Below are 22,192 nucleotides of genomic sequence, written 5' to 3' on the forward strand. Positions count from 1 at the left end.
TTAACTCCCTCGATAGGTGGAGTAGCTAAAGCCGCTGAGCAGCAGGGGAATGTGGTAGTGCGGTTGCGACGATTCGCTAATAAAGACCACCTCAGCTTGCGGGAAGAAGCATTGGCCAAAGTGTTGTTGGCAATAATCTTCGGTCACAAAACGCAGGCAATAACGGCCAGCTTTTAATTCGAGTGACGCAAAGCTGAAGCGCCCATCGGCATTAGTCAGTCCTTCGGCCAAGCAGTCGGCTTCGCCAAAGCGAAGTAATTGGACTGGAATGTGAGTCGCTGGTTGGCCGCGACTGGTATCTAAGACATGACAACTCAAGGTGCTCAAAATAAATTCTCCATTCTAATATGGCTGATTTGCTGTTGTTGTTCGGCGGCGGTGAGCAGTTCCTGTTCGCGACTGCGGCCGAAACGCTGTTGCAACAGTGCTAACATGGTTTCGGCGGATTTTCCGCTGGCACAAACGATGAAAATAAAGCCATAACGGGCTAAATATTGTTGATTTAGTTGCAGTAACGCTTGTAGCGTCTGCCGTTGAGCATCGCCGACTTGTGCTTGCTCGGCTTGACTTAAGTGTTTGCCGTGGCTGTACTTTTGTTGTAATGAGGCGAGATCGCCAATCATTGGGTGACCGGCAAAGGCCTCCAGCCAATCGCTCTCTGCTAGTTGAGCAAAGGCTTGTTGAGCGCTGTCAATAAAATGTGCTTTGCTTCGAAAGGGGCGAGCTTGTTCTAGCAAGTTTTGCCAGCGGCGACTGGTACAAACATTGGCCATTTCATTCTTAAATTGATGACTATTTTGTTGATTGAGCAAGCTTAAACGCTCGGCGATTGAGGCTGAGCTTGGCTTAATCATGCTGAGTTTCTCCACGGAGTTGTTGGCGCAGACGATTACTCGATTGCCATTGCTGCTGACGCTGTTGTTTACGATTTGACATGGCTTGTTCTGAGGGCTGCAGATTGAGTCGCTGGATGAGCTGGGCACTGATCGATACCGCCACTTGCATCGGCAGTTTTCCACTGACTTCGCTTAGGCCGATCGGACAGCAAAGTTGCGCCAGGCTGCTGGGGTCGCTCAGTTGCTCTTGAAGTTTTAGGGCAAACCGCTGCGCCTTGGTTTGTGAACCGATCAGCCCGACAAAGGCAAAATCTTGGCGCTGTAGGGCGGCCAAACAGAGCTTGAAGTCCAAGCTGTGGTCTTGGCTTAAAATCACCAAATAACTATTGGCGGGTAATGAGTCGATATATTGTTCAGGTTGTGGGTGATAGTGGGTGCTTACACCAATGACCGCGATTGAGTCTAACCAATCTTGGCGATTGTCGACCACGGTGACTTGATAGGGCAGCTGGCTGAGTATTTGGCACAATGCATGGCTGACATGGCCAGCACCAAAGATGTAGACCCGAGCTTGCTCAACTAGAAAGTACTCAAATAAGACCTGCACCGCACCGCCGCAGCACTGCGCTAAGTCGGCAGCCAGTGAGAAGCGCTCAATTTGATTGTCTTGTTGGTCCAACTTGAGTTGTTGACGGGCATGCTTAATCACATTTAATTCTAAGTTTCCACCGCCGAGGGTATCAAATTGTTGTTGGCTCGAAATGACCATTTTACTACCCGTGGATCGTGGCACCGAGCCAGCCTCGGCCAAGATCGTCGCAATACAAAAAGGCTGCTGTTGCTGCTTTAATAATTGGCAGGCATCTAACCAATTGTTCGGCAATAAACTATTTGACCAGTTCTGCATCTTGCTGCGCCTCTTGATAAGCAAATTGCTGCTGACAAGCCATTAAAATACGTTCACCGGTGGCGGGGGCATCCAGTTGAGGCCTTAGTTGATGCTGACTAATTGCTGCAACCGCATCTCGAATGGCGCACCAGCTACTAATTGCCAGCATAAAAGGGGGCTCACCTACGGCTTTGGAGCGGAAGATACTATGTTCTGGGTTAGCTTGGTCGAACAGGGTAATATTCATTTGTTTCGGGTAGTCGCCAATGGTTGGAATTTTGTAATTTGCTGGGCTTTGGCTCAGTAAGCGCCCCGCAGTGTTCCACACCAATTCTTCGGTGGTTAACCAACCTAAGCCTTGAATAAATCCGCCTTCAATTTGGCCGATATCGATTGCAGGGTTAATGCTGGTGCCCACATCATGCAAAATATCCACTCTGTCTAAACTCATCTCGCCAGTGAGGGTGTCGATGGTGACCTCGCTGCAAGAGGCTCCCAGTGAGAAGTAATAGAAGGGTCGGCCTTCGGCTTTGTTTCGGTCATACCAGATTTTCGGCGTTTTATAAAAGCCGGTGGTGGACAAAGAAATACGCTGTAGGTAGGCCATTTGTACCAATTCGGCCCAACTTAAATGCTGTTCGCCGACTTGTACCTGGCCATCGCTGATGTGGATCTGCTCGGCGGGAATTTGGTAATGTTGCTCGGCGAAGTCCAGCAGCCGCTGTTTGAGTTCATTGGCCGCGTTGTGTGCTGCCATGCCGTTTAAGTCGGTCCCCGAAGAAGCCGCCGTGGGTGAAGTATTCGGCACCTTGTCGGTTCGAGTTGCGGTAATTAACACGTAGTTAGCTGGGATCCCTAAAGTTTGGGCGACAATTTGCTGTACCTTAGTATGCAAGCCTTGGCCCATTTCGGTGCCGCCGTGGTTTACCTGAACACTGCCATCGGTGTATATGTGTACCAAGGCGCCGGCCTGATTGAGATGCTGCGCCGTGAAAGAAATCCCAAACTTAACCGGGCTTAAAGCCAGCCCCTTTTTAAAGGTTGGGTTGTTTTCATTCCATTGTTTCACCTGCTCGCGACGGGCTCGGTAATCACAATTTTTTTCCAGTTGTTGCATCAGTTGGCGCATTGCCTGATGTTGCTCGACTGGCATGCCGTAGTGGGTGGTGCAATTGTCTTGCTGGTATAAATTAAGGTAGCGAACATCCAAGGCATCTTGTTGGGTGGCGATGGCGATGTCTTCCATCGCTTGCTCGATTAAGATCATCCCTTGAGGCCCACCAAAACCTCGAAATGCGGTGTGTGACACCATATCGGTTTTTAAACGATGTCCCACAACTTCGGCCTTATTTAAGCTATAAGCGTTATCGGTGTGAAACATAGCTCGGTCGACAATCGCATCCGAGAGATCTGGAGAATGACCACATAAGCCATTCACTTCAATCTTGGCGCTTTCAATCAGTCCTTGTTTACTTAAGCCCAGTTGATAGCGGTTGTAGAAAGGATGGCGTTTGCCGGTTGCTGCCATATCAATGCTACGAGGCAGTCGGATTTTTACCGGCTTACCGGTTTGCCAACAGCCCAAGCTGGCCAAACATGCCCATTGTGCCGCCTGGGTCTCTTTACCGCCAAAACCACCGCCCATACGACGCATGTCCACGGTCACCCGATGAAAAGGAATGTTGATGACTTCGGCAATTAATTTTTGTACTTCTGAAGGATGTTGGCTTGAGGTATACACCATGATGCCTTGATCTTCGGTGGGCAGCGCGAGACTTACCTGACCCTCCAAATAGAAGTGTTCTTGGCCACCAACGTTTAGCTCACCACTTAGTTGTAATGGGCTGGTGGCGAGATCGGCTTGATTAACGTTAATGCCCATTTGGTGGCTAGGTAACACGGTAGGTTCCGGGTTCCCCGCCACTTGGGCTTGTTCGGCAGTGATAATCGGTTGGTCATCGGCTTGGTATTGCAGCAAGTTATCACTGGCTTGCTTGGCGATGTGCCAAGCTTGGCGATGGCTGTGGGCTAATACCAAGGCGATGGGTTGTTGAAAGTAGCGGATCTCTGTCTCGCTGAGTAATGGATCACCTGGGAAAATTGCGCCAATATCTTGGTGGCCGGGAATATCGCCGCAACGAATAAGCGCTACCACATCTGGCTGTTGGGCTAAAGTGTCGAGCTGTTGTTCGCTGACCTTTCCCTTGGCGATGCTACTACAAATTACTGCACCATGCAGGCAACCCGATGGGGTGGCCATATCATCGACAAATGCGGCTTCGCCCGCGACTTGTTTGGCTGCGCTTTCATGAGCCATCGATTGACCGATTACTTGGCTGGGTGCGCTTTGGTGGAGTTGTTGAGTGGTGAGTTTACGCATAAGCCGCTAGCCTCGTTGGGAGTTGGTTACAGTATAAATGGAAGCGTTTTAATAGGTTTTGTACCAGTAAAACCCGATAACTGGCACTGGCTCGAACATCGTCAATTGGCTTCACATATAGCGGGACTTGTTGTTGTACTTGTTTCAGTTTTTGCAGATTAAATGGGTGACCGAGCAAACAAGCTTCCAGCTCGCTCAAACGGACCGATTTAGCCGCAACTCCGCCGGCTGAGATAATGCAATGACTGACCCTATTTTCTTGGTCAAACTGCATGGTGACAGCTAGCACCACGGTGGCGATATCATCTTCAAAACGCTTACTTACTTTGTAAATTTGATGTTTGGTGCTGGGCGCAAGATCGGGCAGATGAATGGCGCTAATCCACTGCTCTGGACGCAGTTGGGTTTGTCGGTAGCCGGTGATGTAATCTTCCGGCGCGTACAATTCAGTATTGTTGCCATCATCTAGTTCAATTTTGCCACTTAAGCTGATGAGTAGTGGCGCAATATCGCCAATTGGGGAGGCATTGCCCAGACTGCCGCCCAAAGTTGCGCGATGGCGAATGGTTAAACTGCCTAAGCGGGCAAAGATCTCATCGGCTGTGGGGTAATGCTGTTGCATAAAGGCGTGCACCTGACTTAGCGGCATTGCCGCGCCAATCCGCCAACCGCCTTCGATACGCTCGATGACCTTGAGGTCGGGCAAATAGGTGAGGTCAATAATCTCATCGATGCGTTGCATTTGCTGTGTGACTTCTAGGGCTAAATCGGTGCCGCCGCCGATCCACTTCGCGTCCGGATGTTGCTGGCGAAGTTCGGCCAATTCTCGGCGCGAACGCGGTTGCCAATAATTATCACTGGTCAGGCTCGGGCATTCGGCCATCCAATGCTGTACGCCAGTTTCTCGTTGGCGAATATGATCGGTATGTTGGTTCGCGGTTGCTGCCACTTGTTTGGCAGCTTCAATGAGTGGGCCATAACCAGTACAGCGACATAAATTGCCCGCAAGAAATTCTTCCGGATGCTCAGGGGCAACCGATTGGCGTGATAGGGCATATAAAGACATCACAAAACCGGGGGTACAAAAGCCGCATTGGCTACCATGGTGGTCAACAATAGCCTGTTGTACCGGGTGCAAATTTTGGCCTTGCTTTAAATACTCAACGGTAATCACTTGTTTGCCGTGTAATGAATGTAGGGGCGTAATACAGCTGTTGATTTGTTTATAGCTGAGCTTGCCGCTGAGATCGATTTCTACCATTACCACAGTGCAGGCACCACAATCGCCACTGGCACAGCCTTCTTTGCTGCCCACTAGGTTTTGACGCTCTCGCAGAAAGTTTAGCAACATGGTGTCTGCGGCTTGTTGGCTTAAGCTAATCTGTTGATCATTAATCATTAGCTGTAACATAATCTCTCCTGCCTATTAAAACTATTTAGTTGTCCAATCGGTCAACTTTTTGAGCAAATTTTTTATTCTTGTACGCTATCTATTGTTCTGGCGTTGGTTCACTGCGATAAGCATAAGTGTCGGCAAAGCGGGATAAAATCCATTCCCCAGCGGTGACCGTGGGATAGCGACTGCTTTCGCCTTCGGCTAAACATGAGTCGAGTGTGCTTACTTCGGTATCGAAGTTCGGTTCAACAAAAAATGGCATCGAAAAACGGGTGGTTTGTTGGCTAGGGCTGGTTACTCGATGAGGTGTCGACTGATAGCAATCGTTGGTCCAGCGTTGCATTAAGTCACCAATATTCACCACGTAGCTGTTTTCTACAGGGCTGGCATCAATCCATTGACCGTGTCGGTCTTGAACCTGCAAACCACCGATTTGATCTTGATAAAGTAAGGTAATGCAGCCGTAATCGGTATGCGCTCCTGCGCCATTTTGCTGGCCCTGTTGTGGGGGATAATGGATTAAGCGCAATACACTAATTGGGCAAGTAAAACTCTTCGTGAAAAAATCCAGCGGCAACTTTAAAGCCAGCGCCATGGCTGACAAAAGCTTCAGAGCGACCTGTAAGCTGAGCTCGTATTGTTGTTGCATCAATTGGATAAAACCCTGTAAATGCGGATATTGATTCGGGCCGTACAATTGAGGACAACGAGCTACCTGCGGATGATAAGGGCTTAAGTCTAGCGCCATATCGAAGGTCTCTTTAAAGTCTTTTGGGCCGTTGGGGTCGAGCTGCTCTGCGCTAACTTGTCCCCAACCGCGGTGATTGCTGGAGTGCTGGATACTAATCTGCTGTTTTATCGCCTCTGGCAGCGCAAAAAATTGCTCGGCCATGGCTTGTACTTTGGCGAATTGTTCGGCTGGAATGCCGTGACCTACCACATAAAAAAAACCAGTATCACGACAGGCCTTATCTATGGCGTCGGCCACGGTTTGCCAATCTTTAGGATTGGGCTTATCCAAGGCTGAGATGTTGATGATGGGCAGGGTTAGACTCATGGCATGTTCCATTGCTGTGGTTGAGGTTTAAGCCGCTGCCAAGGTTTTGCTTTGGCAGCGGTATATTGCAGTGTGGATATTGTTCCTATTTAGGAATGCTGGCGTCGATCCCTTCGACGTACCACATCACGCTCGCTAGCTCTTGGTCGTTCAGTGATTTACCTGCAGGGATCACTTCTTTACCTTGGTTGTCTTTGATTGGTCCAGTGAAAGGATGGAAGGCGCCGGAACGGATCTTCTCTTGAGTATCGCTAATCGCTTGTTTCACGTCTTCCGGTAAGTTTGGATTAACCGATGTGATATGTAGCAAGTCTTCAGCAAAGCCGCCCCAGTAATCTTCAGACTTCCAAGTGCCATTCATCACTTCTTCAACGGTGCGTATGTAATGCGGCGCCCAGTAGTCACGCACTGAGAACATGTGAGCAGTTGGTGCAAAGTGGCTCATGTCTGATGCTTGGCCAATGCCTTTCTTGCCGCGTTTTTCTGCCGCAATTAGCGGAGCAGGGCTGTCGGTGTGTTGTAAAATAACATCTACGCCTTGATCCATTAATGCGTTGGCTGCGTCGGCCTCTTTACCTGGGTCATACCAAGTATTGGCCCAAACGATTTTAATTTTAACATCTGGGTTAACACTTTTAGCGCCGAGATAAACCGCGTTAATATCGCGAATGACTTCCGGAATCGGGAAGGAGGCAATGTACCCAATCACATTGGATTTGGTGGTCATGCCTGCCGCAACCCCAGAAACATAGCGACCTTCATACGTTCGTAGTACATAGGTCGAGACGTTTTTAGATCGCTTGTAACCTGTTGCATGTTCAAAGCGTACATTTGGGAATCGTTTGGCGACTTTCAGGGTGGGGTTCATGAAACCAAATGAGGTGGTGAAGATCAGTTTATGCCCCGATTTCGCCAATTGAGTGATCACTCGTTCAGCATCAGCACCTTCAGGTACGTTTTCCACAAAGGTGGTTTTTACTTTACCTGCAAAGTGTTTTTCCATTTCGATACGGCCTTGGTCATGCTCGTAGCTCCAACCATGGTCTCCGACCGGACCAACGTAAACAAAGCCCACTTTGAGTGGTTCGTCGGCCGCGTTAGATGCTGATGATAGGATGCTGGTGAAAGCCAATGCTGCAGCAGCCATCCATTTATTTATTTTCATGAAGAACTCCATTTCATTATTCAACGGTTGTGGTTGTCTATTTGTAATACCGAATAGCGATAGCAAAAAGCTGGCCACTTGGTCATGTTTTTTGATTTAAGTCAAAAAAGTAGATTAACACAAGCTTTGTTGTAAATACCTTTAGAGAGTTGTTATTTCCATCAGAAAAAATTGATTTGTTTTGGTGCGAGCATGGTTTTGCGGGCACTACTTTGGTGCAGTGTTAGAGCCTTGAATGGCTGTGGCTTAAGGTGAAAAAATTGTGTTGGATGTGTCAGTTGTGGTGGTTTTGTAGTCCTTAAGTTGCTTTTTGGTGGGTTTTTGTTTGCAAGCTTACTTTGTTGGCAGGTTCCTTGCGTTAATAAGCTGACTTAGTGGTCAACTTTTTTGATGCGCGTGAGTTTTTTTGACAGGGAGTTAGTTATGACTAGCGAAAACGGAAACACCTCTTCACAAGAGTTACTATTTGAACTGGACGATCGTCCGCCAGTGAGTCAGGCATTTTTCGCGGGCCTGCAACATGTGCTGGCTTGTTTTGTGGGGATTATTACCCCCACTTTGGTGATAGGAGGAGTGCTTGGACTCGGTGCACATATTCCTTACTTGATTAGTATGGCACTGATGGTATCTGGGGTTGGCACCTTTATTCAGGCGAAAAAAATTGGTCCCGTTGGTGCGGGCATGATTTGCGTGCAAGGCACCAGCTTTGCCTTCTTGGGCTCGGTATTGGCAGCGGGATTTATCGCTAAAAGCCAAGGCGGGGGGCCTGAGCAGATATTGTCATTAATCTTTGGGGTTTGCTTTTTGGGAGCATTTATCGAGATTTTCCTATCTCAAGTGCTGATCAAAATGAAAAAAATCATCACCCCTTTGGTTACTGGTATTGTCATTACCATCATTGGTATATCGTTGATCAAAGTGGGCATGACCGATCTGGCGGGTGGATTCAATGCGCCAGACTTTGGGAGTTTCCAAAATTTAATCCTTGGCGCTATCGTATTACTCACAATTATTATGTTGAATCGCTCCAATAACGCTTGGTTACGGTTATCGTCTATTGTGATTGGACTGGTCGTGGGGACCTTGATTGCTTTGGCGATGGGTAAATTGGACGGCAGTTCAATTACCGCACAGCCTTGGGTTAGCATTCCGGTGCCTTTTAAATATGGTTTTAGCTTTGATTGGGTCGCTTTTCTTCCAGTAGCCTTGATTTACTTCATTACTGCTATTGAATCGGCAGGGGATATTACTGCTAACTGCATTATTTCGCAGCAAGCAATTAAAGGCGATGGTTACTTAAAGCGGATCCGGTCAGGGGTATTAGCCGATGGGTTTAATTCAATGTTAGCGGCAACCTTCAATACTTTTCCAAATACCACCTTTAGCCAGAATAATGGGGTAATCCAGCTCACGGGTGTCGCCAGTCGTTATATTGGTTATTACATTGCCGCTATCTTGGTAATTCTGGGCTTGTTCCCCATGTTGGGGGCGGTGCTACAGCTCATACCTAAACCAGTGTTAGGTGGGGCTACTTTAGTGATGTTTGGAACGGTGGCGGCTGCCGGTGTTAAGATCTTGGCCAGCGATCAATTGAATCGTCGTAAGCTGTTGATTATGGCGGTCTCCTTCGGGGTGGGGCTCGGTGTGATTCTAGTACCTAATTTACTTCAGCATGCGCCTAAGTTAGTACAAAATATTTTTGGCTCGTCAGTCACTTCGGGTGGCTTAATGGCGATTTTCTTAAGCCTGTTATTACCCGAAGAACAAAGCACTGTTTCCTCGGAGGCTGTATCGCAGCCGAGTTCTGCGGTGAGTTGAATTTTTCGTACTTGAGAAAGTATTACAGTTTTGGCAGAATAGCGGGCAGGTGCTAGGGGGCGCCTACCCGCCAAGAGGAACTCACCCCAACCTGTCTGTTAAGTTGACGCTATAGGCTAAAGCGCAACAGACAAACCTCAATATCGACACTGTATGTCATTCTGAATATTGTTCTGCGGGAAACAAATTAAGTATTTGGGAAACATATAGATGTTATCTGCGACTGAAGAACTAAAAATTCGCGCCAAGCTTTGGCTTAAAAAGTCACCGGACACAGCTGAACACCGCTCACTATTAGCCTTAAGCAGGGGTAATCCGCCACAACTCAAACATGCCTTGTTGTTATTGGCGCGCCAAGCTGGATTTAAAGACTGGCAGCAGGCCCAGTTGATACTCAGTTGTGAGCAATCCCTAACCCGCCACCAGGATGCGGGTAAGTTTTGGCATGCCAAACCCTGCCTGAGTCTGCTCAATCACTGGTGTGCCTCTTATTCTGAAGCACTACACTTGCAAGTATCGCAGGGTGGCGTGTTGCTGCCTTATAAAACCCAGTATGTATTGGCTCAAGAGGTGTATCTGCAAGCTTTAGGCATGCGGGTCAGCGACCCGCTGTGGGCAGAACTTAACTACAACTGGTGCCAAGGCCCACAAGCACTTCGGCAAGCGCTTGCTTATCAACGCTTATTGGCGCAACAAACGGAATGTTATCGAGCGTGTTAGCTATTTATTAAAGTGTAATTAGTTACAGCTTTTGGCGGTATAAAGCCTTATTATTTATCGGTAATTTGTCTATGTACCGCGAGTTTGGCTCGCAATTTTATAAGGAAAGCTCAATGTCTAAGAAAATCTACTGCGTTGCGATGTTTAAACCTAAAGCAGGTAAAGAGAATGAGTTATTTAAGGTGCTGCAAGCTTTAGAACCTAATGCTGCGCGTGAAGATGGCTGTATCCAGTATACGGTGACACGGAAAATCGATAATCCTTTCGCGCCTGCCGACGGTTATCCAATTGCCTTTCACGAAATTTGGGCCGATCAAACCAGCTTTGAGGCGCACTGTGAGCGCCAGGAAATTCAAGATTTCTTTCAAACCCATTGTGTGGCCGAAACTGGCTTGGTGGAAGATGCGCTGGTACGTGCTTATAGTGATGAACCAGCCGATTTTGATGCGCCTATACTGGCTTAACTGCTGTATATTTAGAGCATCAAGTCTTAATTAACAGACTTTATAACATTCGGGGAGATGACGTATTGGTCGACATCTCCCTTGTTGTTTGGCTAGTTATCTGGTTGAGGGACTTCCTCCGCCATGGCCTGTTTGCGGGTCGCGGCGCTGGGAAGGCGAGTGACCAGATAGATCCCTGAACAGACCAACGCTAAAGCCAGTAAATATTTCCATTCTAAAATCGATTCATTTAAAAATAATGCTGAAAGCATGCTGCCAAATACTGGGATCAAAAAGTTAAACACGGTGATCATGGCTACTGAATTGTATTTGAGTAAAGTACTCCAAAGTGCAAAGGCAGCCGAAGATAACAAGGCCAAATAAAAAAGTAATAGACTGCTAGCAAGGTCAAACTGGCCAAGTTTTCCACCAAAGGCGAAACCCAAGGCGAGTAATACTAAGCCACCAATTGCTAATTGCCAGGCTGTCATCAGCATTGCGTCGATCTCTTGAGAGATTTTTTTGCCATAGATAGAGGCCGCCGCGAGGATAAACGCTGCCAAAACAATGGAGCCTTCACCCGCCAGGCTGAATTCAAAATTGAGTAATGACCCATTAAAATTAACCAAAAAGACCCCCGCAAAACCAACCAAGCAACCAATAGACTTGCGATGACTTAAACGATCATTTTTATAGATGAAGTGCGCTAGAATCACGCTAAAAAAGGTCCCGGTAGCATTCAAAATCGACGCTTTTACACCGCTCGCAAAGGCGAGGCCAATATAGAAGAAAACATATTGGAAACTGGTTTGACTTACACCGAGTAGTGCAATTTGTCGCATTTTCTTGATGCTCATCCCAAAACGATGTTTACCCATGATGCGGGCGAGTATCAGTAATAAGATACCGGCTAGCAGGAAGCGCTCACCAGCAAATACCATTTGTGAAGCGATGTCATGGGGGGCGATGGCCAATAATTGGTAGCCAGTTTTAATGGCGGGATAGGCACTGCCCCATAGTAGGGTACATAAAATGGCTAAGCCAAATACAACCGGACGACGGGTAAAGAAAATAGCGGGTGTGTGGATCATGAATTGTTAACCTTAGCCAAATCACAAGGCTCATCAGCCAGTTTTGCTGGCTCGAGCGTCCAACAACTTTGTTGATGAGAAAATCAAGCCAAGCACTATAGCTTATTTGTAGTATTTTATCTCGATAGATTTAGTTTATCAGCGGAAATATTTCATAGTTGAAGTGTATATTTGGGCTTCAATAACCGATATATCTATGTTTCTGTATCTTCGATCCACCGTGCTTTGGGAAGCGCCGCTCGTTCGCGCTCACGCGATGTGGGGTCCGCATGTTGCCCCCTATATGGCATAACACTCGCCCCAACCGCGAAATTAATTCTGGCGTGCGGTATCTACTTATTATTTAACATCAGTAGCTTGGCGCCAAATCCAATAAACACTAAGCCTGTGATGCTCTTGAGTAGACCTTGAAACAAGCCTTTATTCACCATGCTGGAGAGTTTCGACATCAATACTACTAGTGAAGAGAACCAAAGTAGGGCGATCAAAGCATGCACCGTGACCAGTAACAAGGCATAAACAATGGCTTGCTGGTGATTTGGAATAAATTGGGGAAAAGCCGCAAGATAGAACATCGAAACTTTGGGATTGAGAGCGTTGGTTAAAAAACCTTCCCAAAATGCGCTGCGCTTAGTTAGTGTTGTGAGCGGGGAACTGAGTGTAGTTGCGTCTTCAGATGATGACGGTTTTGGCTTATAGGCCGCCCATAGCGACTTTAGCCCTATCCAAGTGAGATAGATTGCGCCGACAATTTTGAGCAGCATAAACGCGGTCGCAGATTGATATAGCAGCGCGGCAAGTCCAAAAATGGAAACACATCCATGCAGATAGAAAGCCGCAACAAAACCAGCGATATTTAAAAAGCCAGCTTTTTTACCGGATGTAGGAACCGTTTTTGCTATCAATAAACCGTTGGGGCCCGGGGAGATCACCAAGAGACTGGTGACGACAATAAAACTGAATAGCTGAATATATTCCAAAAGGTACTCCTTGCGTGTTGTATGACCAACAATCAAGACAAATCAGTTGATGTCTTTGAATGGGATGCTGATTGCATGAGACGAAGATTAAAACAAAATAAGCAAGAATTGTGCAATAAATAATTCTTGGGTGTTCGGTGAAGTGTCGATGGGCAACTTACAGCAAACGATTAAACAAAATAGAAGGTTTGGTTTTGCTGCGTTACATCTGTGGCTTAAGATTGGCGTTTTGTTAAAAAGACTTGTCTGCTAGTGATGTCGTCATCTGCAGGGGCTACCGCTTCGATTTTAACTTTACCTTGAAACTCGACTTTAATTTTTACTTCTTTGTTACTAGTATGGAGCCTTATCACTATGTGCAAGGATTTGCAGTGCCAGCCTGTCGACCAATTATTATCTTATTTTTGTTTTTATTTCAGTTCGTTGTTCTTAATTCGTCTCAGGCCGCCGAGTCGCCATTTTGGCGAGTGAGCACTGTGCCACAGTGGGTGGTACAACATCCGGCAGTCGCCAGTAAAGTTTCAGATAAAAGGCTACCGTCGGCTAATTTTTTAGTCACCGATACCCAAGTGAATCTAAAAACCAAGCAGGTTCATTTTTATCGGCATCTTCGTTTGCAAGTGAATGATGTTAGGGGAATAGAAGATAACTCGGATATTAAAATCACCTTCAATCCTGATTTTCAACGCATAGAATTACACCATATTGAAATTCATCGTCAGCATCACAAGCTCAATCGCTTGTTTACTAAAGATATTCGTTTAATTGATTTGGAAACGGAACAACACAATAAACTCTATTCAGGGGAAAAGCAGTTACAGTTATGGCTAAAAGACGTTCGCGCAGGTGACATTATTGATTATAGTTTTAGCGTGATTGGCGAAAATCCAGTCTTTGCAGGCAACTTTAGCCAAACTTTTGGTTTGGGCTGGAGAGATAATGTTGCCCAGGTTTGGGTTAGCGTTGTCAGTCCGAAGGCCCGACCGCTCTCTACCCAAGTGGTGAATTTGGATACCAAGGTTAAAGTTGAGTCGTTGGCCAATGCTTTGCGTTATTCGGTTCATCTTGAAGATGTTCCCGCTTATGATGAAGATGGTCAGGCTCCCAGTTGGGATAATGTCTATCCTTTTTGGCAAGTCACTAGCTTTCAAACATGGCAAGAAGTGTCTAACTGGGCAGAGCAGTTATTTAATTTGCCAGAAGATGACTCTCCTGCATTTACAAAGTGGCTAGCCGACTTAAAGACAAAGCCCACTCAATTAGCGATTGAAAAAGCGATTGCCTTTGCGCAGCAAGAGGTCCGTTATTTGGGGATTGAAATTGCCGAAAATTCTCACCGCCCCCATCAACCTTCGCAAGTGTTTGATAATCGTTATGGTGACTGTAAGGACAAATCTTTACTGTTGGTTCGCGCCTTAAGAGCCATTGGCGTCGAAGCTTACCCGGTTTTAGTCTCTAGTTATAAACGCAATACTATTGGCGATTCCTTACCCAGCTATAACGCTTTTAATCATGCCATCGTGCGTATGACCTACCAAAACCGGCAGTACTGGATTGATCCAACGAATGCTTATCAAGCATCGCAGCTACAAACGATTGTGCCTGCTAACTTCGGCCAAGCTTTAGTGATTGCTCCTGGAAATACCGGCTTAACGACAATGCCTGAGTTAAATGCTAGTGATAACTTAGTGGATGTATCCGAAACCTTTCGCGCCGCCGATTACCAATCGCCGGTTCTATTGACGGTGAATAGTGTTTTTACAGGTACCGAAGCGGAACGCATTCGTTATGACATGGCGAATCAATCGATAAAACGTTTGTCTCAGGCTTATTTGGAATACTACCAACGCTATTATCCTGCGCTAAGAGCCCTGCAAGATATTAATATTAATGATGACAAAATAAGTAATCGCATTGAAGTGAAAGAGCACTACGTGTTAGATGATTTTTGGAGATTGGAACAAGCGGATGCGGTGTTCAGTTTGTATTCAAGTAGTTTGGACTATTACTTGAGGGTTCCCAAAAAAATAGACCGCCGCCAAGCTTATGCGCTTGGCGGGCCGATCACCGTTTCACATCAATCAAAATTGATTTTGCCGTATGATGTTGATTTTAGTGCGCTTAACGATGAGCAGCTGTTCGAAGATGATTATTTTAAATTTAGCGCCACGTTTGATTCCCATTATCGAACGCTTATTTATAAACAGCGTTATCAAAATAAACAAGCCGCAGTTGATGCAAAAGGTGTGCGAGCCTTTGCCAAGTTGATGCGTGAGGCCAGAAAACAATTAGATATTAGTTATAGCATCACCAATGTCACCTCTGATCCGGCTTATCAGTCGATGAATCAATTGGTTAATTTTTTATTAAATAAAAAGCAAGCCACTGAGCAAGGAGAGTGATCATGAAGCATTTGATTATCGGGTTCTTGCTTGTGTTGCTGCAAGCCTGTGCCAGTACTGACGCCGAGCAAACCAATACACAACAGAGAACCTCTGGGCCGGAGTTGAGCACGGGGCAGATGGCTGAACCAGCACCTCGCACAGCAAAGCCAGTTGAATTATATAGCGAGCAATTTTTTCTCAATTTTGAGTCAGCGCTCAATCAACAAACCGAAGACGCGTTATCCAGTAAAATAGATTACGATAAAATGATTGAGTATTTCATCGGCACCAAGGATCTCAACGCCACTGCTAAAGAGAACTTAAACAGATTGTTTTCAACGGTGAGTGAAGGCATGATTACCGGGATGAAGCAAACGCCAGATATGGAGTGGATGTATATCGGCAGTCAAACCGGTAATAATGGCTCTTTTATTAGTTATTACCGCGCGGCTCATCATGACCTTTTGGCTTATTATCAATTCACATGGTTGAACGGTGTTATTGTTGATGTTGTGAATTTAGCTTTAGGTGCGGGGATCTCTAGTGGTTTCGATTTCATACAAGAGAGTTCTCGTACTAATGTTTATTCCCATAAACAGTTAGATAATTTAGGTCTATTTTTTAAATACCTAGAAGACTCTCGCTATAATCAAATGCTACGCACTTATAATCTCATGCCAAAACGCTTTCAGCAGCAAGACTCGATACTTGGGGTTCTGCTACGAGTTCGCGATGATGTACCAAATCGAGAATTACCGGTTGCTTTGAGTCGTTCCTTGGCAAGACACAAGACCATACACCCCCGTTACTTTTTGTATTATTACGAGCAAAAAAAATACGAACTCGCCTTGGCATGTTTAGCCGCATACCCTGAGCCAGTGGTTAAGGATGTTCGAATTCAGGTGGAAATGGCTAGTTTACAAGATGCTCTAGGTGAGTCTCAATTGGCGGAAACCATGCTGGTTGACAGCATTCTTAAGCAGCCTTATCAACCTGATGCATACTTAGCGTTGCTCCATCTGTCAATGAAAACCCAGCAGAATGAACAAGCAGAACTGTTACTCAAAGTCTTATATGACCGTTTTTCGGTGGCTTACAGTAAGCAATCTCTGTTAGAGCTAGAGGCAGGCAATTCGTTTATAACAACGGCCAACTATCAACGTTACGCTAAATATATAAATTAGTGCTGAAGTGCTGGTGTATGAGCCAGCTCAGTCCTGTATAGCATTATCGAGACGGCAAAAGCCAATGGGCTGATACTCTATGATTACATGGTCAAATGTATGAAAGAGCTAGCAAAGCCAGAGCCTGCTCTCGACGCTCTGTTGCCCTGGAACTTCTCACACTAAAATGGCCCGTGGGATCGTGGGGCGCGCTTACCCTGGAAATGATCACTCAACAAGATAAAGTCGGATCCAGTGCTGTCGGTCACATGTCAATAGGGGGGTGGTGAACGGTTACGTCCACTTCATCTATAAGGTCATAGAGTTATTTAAACTTATGAGTGTAATTTACTGCTGATGACAAAAGAGAAAACAGCATAAGTGAGAGGTTAAAACACCCCACAATTACAATGCCCATCACTATCGTATTATTGTTTCCAAATAGACCGGGTAAACTACTAAAGATAAAACCCATTCCAAATTGCATTATTCCAACTAAAGAGGAGGCTGGACCTGCATTGTTTGGAAAAGCTGACATTGCCAGAGCGGTACTATTTGCAGCTATTAGTGGCACCATGCCAACACAAAAAAATAGAGGAATCATTGTGTAGATTAACGATGATGATGATAAAGATAGCATTAATAATACAGAAAAAATTACGCTAAAAATCATTGACATCTTCAGTATCTGAGTAAGCGTGTAGCGTGATAATAACAGTCTATTAATTTGGCTGAAAACAACTATGCCACAGGCGATAACACCAAATGCAAATCCATATTGAGTTTCGTTTAATTGGTAGATCTTCATAAACAAATCTGGAGATGCTGCGATAAAGGTAAACATTACTGAAACGGCTAAAGAGCTAATAAGACATGGGATCAAGAAAGCTTTAACTTTCAGAATGTTGATAAACTGTCTGGCAATATCATTGACAGAAATATTTTTTCTTTCGTTATACACCAAAGTTTCTGGGATATAACGTAACGTCGTATATAAGCAAAAGAAACTGAAAACAGATAATAATAAGAACACAGATTGCCAAGCAAAATGGCTTATTAAGAAGCCACCTGAAATAGGAGCAAGTACGGGGCCTATTCCTTGCATCACCATCATCGTTGATAGTGCTTGAGCACTTTGTTTCTGATCGAATAAATCTTGAATGATTACCCTACTCATTACCATTCCGGCAGCTCCACCAATGCTTTGTATAAACCGAAGCACAATGAAAAGCTCATAGTTAGTGGTAAACATTATGAGTACTGATGCTATAAAGAAAATGGCAATCCCAGTTATTACGGGAGTCTTTCTTCCCCAACGATCTGATATTGGTCCGTATAACAGTTGTCCGACAGCTAACCCTAAAAAAAATATAGAAAGGCTTAATTGTAAGCTTGGTGTCGAAGTATTCAGAGTTTCGGCCATAGCAGCAAACCCAGGCAAATACATGTCTGTAGCGAATGGTGCAAAGGCGGTTAGCATTGCTAAAACCAGTATGATGGCCTTATGATTAACTTTATTCGTTGATTCTATATACATAATAATTAGGGGCTTCCAAGAAAATAGTCTGCCAGTATCGATGTACTGGCAGAACTTAGGTTTATGGGAAAATTAACTGTTTATCGGGTAGAGATATATCCACGGTATTGAGTTAAATGATCTGATTCCGGTCTATCAAGTAAGAATTCCCCAACAAAATCTTTATAAGGTTCGATGTATGGGAATTGGTCATATTCCGCCCAAGAAGGTTTCTTAATCTTATCTTTTACTTCAGACATAGCCTTTTCCCACTGCTTACTACTGTCAAACCAAATTTCAGCTACCCTCTGGAACGGACTGGTTCGTGGAGTGTTCAGTACACGACTTGATATAATTCGGTTTACTTCTGGTAACTTAGCAAGTTCTTTAGCAAAAGATTCTTTAAACCATTTGTCACCTTCTTCTTGGCTAATTCCGTCTGGATATTTAAACGCAATCGTCCAACGGTAGTTAGGACCATCTTCAATAGTACGGTCGCTGCCTTTAATATCGTCTTCCCAGAACATTGGTAGGAAAACAAATACAGTAGGGTGGTAGCCTTCTCTGCTCCCCATCCAAGTTGATGGACGAAGTTCACCATCGCTAGGTTGGCGTGTGAGTTCCAAATATTCCTTTGAATAAACTTCGCTAAAAGCTAGGCCGTTTGGTGTGGCTGAATCACTAGTGTTAAAAGGGTTTAATAACCAATAATGTTCAGTCATTATCCAGTTGTACGTACCATAATCTTCACCGTTTTTTGGAACAGGGAGCGCCCGGTAAGTTGCATATTTAGTTACATACGGCATGAATTGCGAAATGCTATCGGGCACATGATATTTGTATAGCCAACGGTATGCAGCAGGTAAATCACTATCATCTCTTACAGATACCATAATCATACTGCGCATTGGCGTAACTTGAACTGGATTAGCCTTTTGAACTTTTTGCGTAGCTTCATTAGACGGCTCTGCATTTACCCAGCCGTTCATACAGAAAATAGAGGATAGAAGTAGCGCAGATAAACCTAGTTTAGAAATAGACATAAAATGTACTCTTTGGTGTATTGGAACTACTTATTAGTATATTTCCGTATCATTAATATAAAAAATATATTATTTTTATCTGTGTGATATATTAATTTTATTTAATACTTTTAAAGTAGAGAGATTTGAAGTGGATATTAAACAGTTGAAGTATTTTGCATGTGTGGCTGAAGAGCTACACTTTGGAAAGGCTGCGGAAAAATTACATATTGTTCAACCCGCGTTAAGTATTCAAATCAAAAATTTAGAAGAGCACTTAGGAGGAAAACTATTTGTTCGTAATAAGCGAAACGTTGCTCTGACAGATGCTGGTAAAGACATTCTGAGTAAATCATATAAGATAATCAATGCGATGGACGAGTTACTAGAGTATTCAGAGGCGTTATTCAATGGTACAGCGGGGCACATCAATATTTCTTATTCTGGACTTGCTGCTTATACTGGCGTTATGGGAAGTGTCATTGAAACATTTAGACAAATGTATCCAGATATCGCGGTTGGTTTAGAAGAACATGACCCATATGAGCAGCTCCAGATGGTGCAGAATGGTGATATTCATACAGCGTTTATGACGACTATGAAGAAAGACATACCAGCAGGGTTACGATCTCTTCATTTGACTTCGTCACCTTTAACGTTTCTTCTCCCCAAAAATCATCATTTATCTACTAAGGGAATTGAAAATTACCAGCAATTAGAACATGAAGCATTTGTTATATATGCTTCTCCTGATGATACTCAAGCAACTGCGATCATAGAATCAGTGTGCGGCTTCAAACCAATTATTTCTCACAGAGCTTCTTCAGCGTTATTACTACCTTCGTTAGTGAGTGCTGGTTTAGGTATTGCGATTATTCCTAAGGCATTTGAAAAAATATCTTATCAGACAGACACGGTATCACTTCCATTACTTGAGCCACAAAAGATGGACATTAGTCTCATTTTCTTGGATAATGAAAAATCAGAAATAGTTAATAGATTCAAAGAGATAGTGAAAACACTATCTTTAACTTCTCAAGGTTTATCTGATTTATAGAAATGAAGGAATATGTCCGTCTTAGGCATAGTTAAAATGGTGCTTCATGAAAAATCTAGGTGAATAAACTAGACGAGAATAAACTAGACACCCATTCTAAAAACAAAAATCTTTCACACTCTCGATAACCAAGATTACGCTTTTAAATCCCATCATCTTCGCCGAGTAGCGCAAATGAACAAGGGAGCAAAGTTGGAGTCTGTTTGAGCGTAGCGAGTTACTTCAAAAATACATACAAAAATTAACAGCTTAGCACCAGTAAAGGCCCATGGAGGAGCTCAAAAACACCGGGCATCCAACAAGCATTATCGAATGCTTACTTGAAATCCCAAGGTCTATTTGCGCTACGATATGGATGGATAAAGCTTCACCATTCTAAGTGAAACGCCCTGTGCGGAGCCGCATGCAGGGTGTTGTGGGGGCTGGAGGCTAGATACCTCCGGCTACCCGACTAGGTTTTTTGTACCTGGTTTTTGGCAATATTTTTAATGCGTTTATTAGCGCCATTTTCAGATAAGCCTTTCAAAATACTTTCATCAATATTTTGTAACTCTAATAGAGCTTCATGGACAATGGAGTCACCTGAATCCAGGCAACGAGCTTGCAGCTCAAACTCGGCATTGCTACACAATTCCCGTAATAGCCTATAACGTATTGCTTGTTTTAGGGGCCACTTGCCGAACTTACGACTCTCGGTACATACCTTTTCAAATTGGGCATCAGTAATCCATTGACACTTAAGTAATTCAATAGCAGCACTTCCCCCCATAACCACATCCGTATCGTTAAGTGTTAATTCAAGGAATTGCGCTATCTCCTGATCCGTAGCCGAGTCACGAGTTCTTAGCCAATGTATAAATGCGCCATACCGATAATGTTCATACCCTTCATGCCCAGAACTTTCCTGATCTTTAACTTGAGAGGAAAAATATTGTTCTTCTAGCATTCGATATTCAATCCACTTCGTAGGGTAATCCTCCCATTATTAACCGCATTTATTCGTAGAATTCATGCTGCCGTTTTTAGTGGTGGGAACCCTCCATTTGCAAGGTGTGGTCGTTGATGATTGTAGAACCATAACCATTGGGTCGCCCGATCTTGAACATCTTCAAGTGTGTCAAACAAATACTTACTCACTAAGCCAAACCTCATAGTACGGTTGAACCTTTCTATATAGGCGTTTTGTTGTGGGTTTCCTGGCTGAATATAATCGATTCGAATGTCGTGGTTGTTGGCCCATTTAATAAACGCATGGCTAATGAACTCAGGACCATTGTCGCAGCGGATCGCAACAGGTTTGGTTCGTTGTTCGATGAGCTGCTCTAAGATCCGAGTGACTCGTACTGTGGGCATTGAAAAATCAGGTTCTGACGCCAGACCTTCACGTTTGTAATCATCTATCACATTGAATAAACGGTACTTCCGGCCATCAGATAGCTGATCATGCATAAAGTCCACGGACCAAACTTGGTTTGTTTTAATCGGCTCTTTAAGAGGCTCTGGCGTATGGCGATTCAGGCGTCGTTTTGGCCTAATACGTAAGTTTAGAGCCAATTCGCAGTAGATCCGATAAACCCGCTTATGGTTCCATGTATACCCTTTAACGTTCCGCAAATGGTGAAAACACAGGCCAAAGCCCCAGTCAGAGCAGTCTTCACTGTTGCACAGCGTTACTAACTCCTGAGCTATCAACTCATTCTCAGGTTGAAGCTTCGATTTATAGCGATAGCAGGTCTCGCTGATCCCAAACCAATAGCATGCACTTTTAATGCTGATGTGATAGTTCGCCACCGAACGCTGAGCCATCAATCGACGCTCACAGGGCTTCACCACTTTTTTGCCATCGCCTCTGAGATCACCTCTGCTTTAAGGCGTTCTTCCGCATACATCTTTTTAAGCCGTCGATTTTCATCTTCGAGTTCTTTCATCCGCGCCATAAGGGATGCGTCCATACCGCCGTATTTCGAACGCCACTTGTAAAAGGTTGCGTTGCTCATTCCATGCTCACGACAGAGCTCAGGAACAGGTGTACCAGCCTCAGCCTGCTTGAGAATAGATAAGATCTGACTGTCCGTGTAACGTGACTTTTTCATGTTGAATCTCCTGTATTTACTATACGAGAAAATTCTACTTTTGCATGGGATTAATTTTCGGGGGGATTACCGGTAAGGGTTTCGCGCCGTTCAACCTGTCTTAGCTAAACTCGCCTTGGGAAAACGAACAAGGCTTTGGCCCCGCTAACATCAACAGCGTTATTTACTATAGAAAGGAGCAT

The 22,192-nt window shown here is 44.7% G+C and carries 19 protein-coding genes and 1 pseudogene; 7 read left to right on the forward strand and 13 right to left on the reverse strand.

The genetic code is table 11. From position 1 onward, the window contains the following. The 7 genes from uraH to ACRRS0_RS07770 all read right to left on the reverse strand — a co-directional run bounded on the left by uraH (position 1) and on the right by ACRRS0_RS07770 (position 7,723). Entirely contained in the window at positions 1–327 is a 327-nt protein-coding gene (uraH, locus tag ACRRS0_RS07740; protein WP_432453776.1) for a hydroxyisourate hydrolase, read from the reverse strand. Further along, positions 324–854, reverse strand: a complete 531-nt coding sequence (uraD, locus tag ACRRS0_RS07745; RefSeq protein ID WP_432453775.1) for a 2-oxo-4-hydroxy-4-carboxy-5-ureidoimidazoline decarboxylase — start codon at positions 852–854, stop codon at positions 324–326. The genes uraH and uraD overlap by 4 nt, the downstream gene beginning before the upstream one ends. Next, positions 847–1,743: a xanthine dehydrogenase accessory protein XdhC gene (gene xdhC / locus ACRRS0_RS07750; protein WP_432453774.1), complete on the reverse strand. Its 897-nt coding sequence runs from the start codon at positions 1,741–1,743 to the stop codon at positions 847–849. Before xdhC ends, uraD begins: the two co-directional genes overlap by 8 nt. Continuing rightward, on the reverse strand, positions 1,724–4,105 hold the full coding sequence (gene xdhB, locus ACRRS0_RS07755; RefSeq protein ID WP_432453773.1) for a xanthine dehydrogenase molybdopterin binding subunit: 2,382 nt from the start codon (positions 4,103–4,105) through the stop codon (positions 1,724–1,726). Before xdhB ends, xdhC begins: the two co-directional genes overlap by 20 nt. Next, a complete protein-coding gene (xdhA, locus tag ACRRS0_RS07760) occupies positions 4,098–5,516 on the reverse strand; it encodes a xanthine dehydrogenase small subunit (RefSeq protein WP_432453772.1) in 1,419 nt (472 codons plus the stop codon). Before xdhA ends, xdhB begins: the two co-directional genes overlap by 8 nt. A gap of 79 nt (positions 5,517–5,595) precedes the next feature. Continuing rightward, positions 5,596–6,558 (reverse strand): isopenicillin N synthase family dioxygenase, encoded by a 963-nt coding sequence (locus tag ACRRS0_RS07765; protein WP_432453771.1) that lies wholly within the window; start codon positions 6,556–6,558, stop codon positions 5,596–5,598. An 85-nt stretch (positions 6,559–6,643) separates the two neighbouring features. Then, positions 6,644–7,723 (reverse strand): BMP family ABC transporter substrate-binding protein, encoded by a 1,080-nt coding sequence (locus ACRRS0_RS07770; RefSeq protein WP_432453770.1) that lies wholly within the window; start codon positions 7,721–7,723, stop codon positions 6,644–6,646. Between the two features lie 423 nt (positions 7,724–8,146). Here ACRRS0_RS07770 and ACRRS0_RS07775 point away from each other — a divergent pair, with 423 nt between their 5' ends. The 3 genes from ACRRS0_RS07775 to ACRRS0_RS07785 all read left to right on the forward strand — a co-directional run bounded on the left by ACRRS0_RS07775 (position 8,147) and on the right by ACRRS0_RS07785 (position 10,725). Then, the gene (locus ACRRS0_RS07775; protein WP_432453769.1) at positions 8,147–9,541 is read left to right on the forward strand and encodes a uracil-xanthine permease family protein; all 1,395 of its coding nucleotides are present in this window, start codon (positions 8,147–8,149) and stop codon (positions 9,539–9,541) included. Between the two features lie 210 nt (positions 9,542–9,751). Next, positions 9,752–10,261: a hypothetical protein gene (locus ACRRS0_RS07780; RefSeq protein ID WP_432453768.1), complete on the forward strand. Its 510-nt coding sequence runs from the start codon at positions 9,752–9,754 to the stop codon at positions 10,259–10,261. A gap of 113 nt (positions 10,262–10,374) precedes the next feature. Further along, positions 10,375–10,725: a putative quinol monooxygenase gene (locus ACRRS0_RS07785; protein ID WP_432453767.1), complete on the forward strand. Its 351-nt coding sequence runs from the start codon at positions 10,375–10,377 to the stop codon at positions 10,723–10,725. 92 nt (positions 10,726–10,817) lie between these two features. Here the strand turns inward: ACRRS0_RS07785 and ACRRS0_RS07790 are convergent, their stop codons facing one another. After that, entirely contained in the window at positions 10,818–11,795 is a 978-nt protein-coding gene (locus tag ACRRS0_RS07790; protein ID WP_432453766.1) for a DMT family transporter, read from the reverse strand. 332 nt (positions 11,796–12,127) lie between these two features. Further along, the gene (locus ACRRS0_RS07795; protein ID WP_432453765.1) at positions 12,128–12,775 is read right to left on the reverse strand and encodes a LysE family translocator; all 648 of its coding nucleotides are present in this window, start codon (positions 12,773–12,775) and stop codon (positions 12,128–12,130) included. Between the two features lie 371 nt (positions 12,776–13,146). Between ACRRS0_RS07795 and ACRRS0_RS07800 the strand changes: the two genes are divergently transcribed. The 3 genes and pseudogenes from ACRRS0_RS07800 to ACRRS0_RS07810 all read left to right on the forward strand — a co-directional run. Further along, positions 13,147–15,177, forward strand: coding sequence for a DUF3857 domain-containing transglutaminase family protein (locus ACRRS0_RS07800; RefSeq protein ID WP_432453764.1), 2,031 nt, complete (start codon positions 13,147–13,149; stop codon positions 15,175–15,177). Positions 15,178–15,179: 2 nt separating this feature from the next. After that, complete coding sequence (locus ACRRS0_RS07805; protein ID WP_432453763.1) at positions 15,180–16,343, forward strand: hypothetical protein; 1,164 nt, start codon at positions 15,180–15,182, stop codon at positions 16,341–16,343. Positions 16,344–16,364: 21 nt separating this feature from the next. Beyond that, a pseudogene (locus ACRRS0_RS07810) lies at positions 16,365–16,508 on the forward strand (transposase domain-containing protein); the annotation flags it as partial. A 139-nt stretch (positions 16,509–16,647) separates the two neighbouring features. Here ACRRS0_RS07810 and ACRRS0_RS07815 read toward each other — a convergent pair. Both ACRRS0_RS07815 and ACRRS0_RS07820 read right to left on the reverse strand, forming a co-directional pair. Next, complete coding sequence (locus ACRRS0_RS07815; RefSeq protein WP_432453762.1) at positions 16,648–17,859, reverse strand: multidrug effflux MFS transporter; 1,212 nt, start codon at positions 17,857–17,859, stop codon at positions 16,648–16,650. Between the two features lie 80 nt (positions 17,860–17,939). Further along, positions 17,940–18,881 carry a hypothetical protein gene (locus ACRRS0_RS07820; protein WP_432453761.1) on the reverse strand — a complete coding sequence of 314 codons (942 nt, stop codon included), beginning with the start codon at positions 18,879–18,881 and terminating at the stop codon, positions 17,940–17,942. Positions 18,882–19,011: 130 nt separating this feature from the next. On the opposite strand from ACRRS0_RS07820, the gene ACRRS0_RS07825 reads away from it, so the two are divergent. After that, on the forward strand, positions 19,012–19,917 hold the full coding sequence (locus ACRRS0_RS07825; RefSeq protein WP_432453760.1) for a LysR substrate-binding domain-containing protein: 906 nt from the start codon (positions 19,012–19,014) through the stop codon (positions 19,915–19,917). A 451-nt stretch (positions 19,918–20,368) separates the two neighbouring features. On the opposite strand, the gene ACRRS0_RS07830 is transcribed toward ACRRS0_RS07825, so the two are convergent. After that, complete coding sequence (locus ACRRS0_RS07830) at positions 20,369–20,863, reverse strand: hypothetical protein (RefSeq protein WP_432453759.1); 495 nt, start codon at positions 20,861–20,863, stop codon at positions 20,369–20,371. Between the two features lie 62 nt (positions 20,864–20,925). Next, a protein-coding gene (locus ACRRS0_RS07835; protein ID WP_432451743.1) for an IS3 family transposase occupies positions 20,926–22,010 on the reverse strand; the annotation gives its coding sequence in 2 pieces (ribosomal slippage) (positions 20,926–21,761 and positions 21,761–22,010; 1,086 coding nt in all). Between the last annotated feature and the right edge of the window lie 182 nt (positions 22,011–22,192).

Source organism: Agarivorans sp. QJM3NY_29 (assembly GCF_050870835.2).
In the GTDB taxonomy this organism is placed as follows: Bacteria; Pseudomonadota; Gammaproteobacteria; order Enterobacterales; family Celerinatantimonadaceae; genus Agarivorans.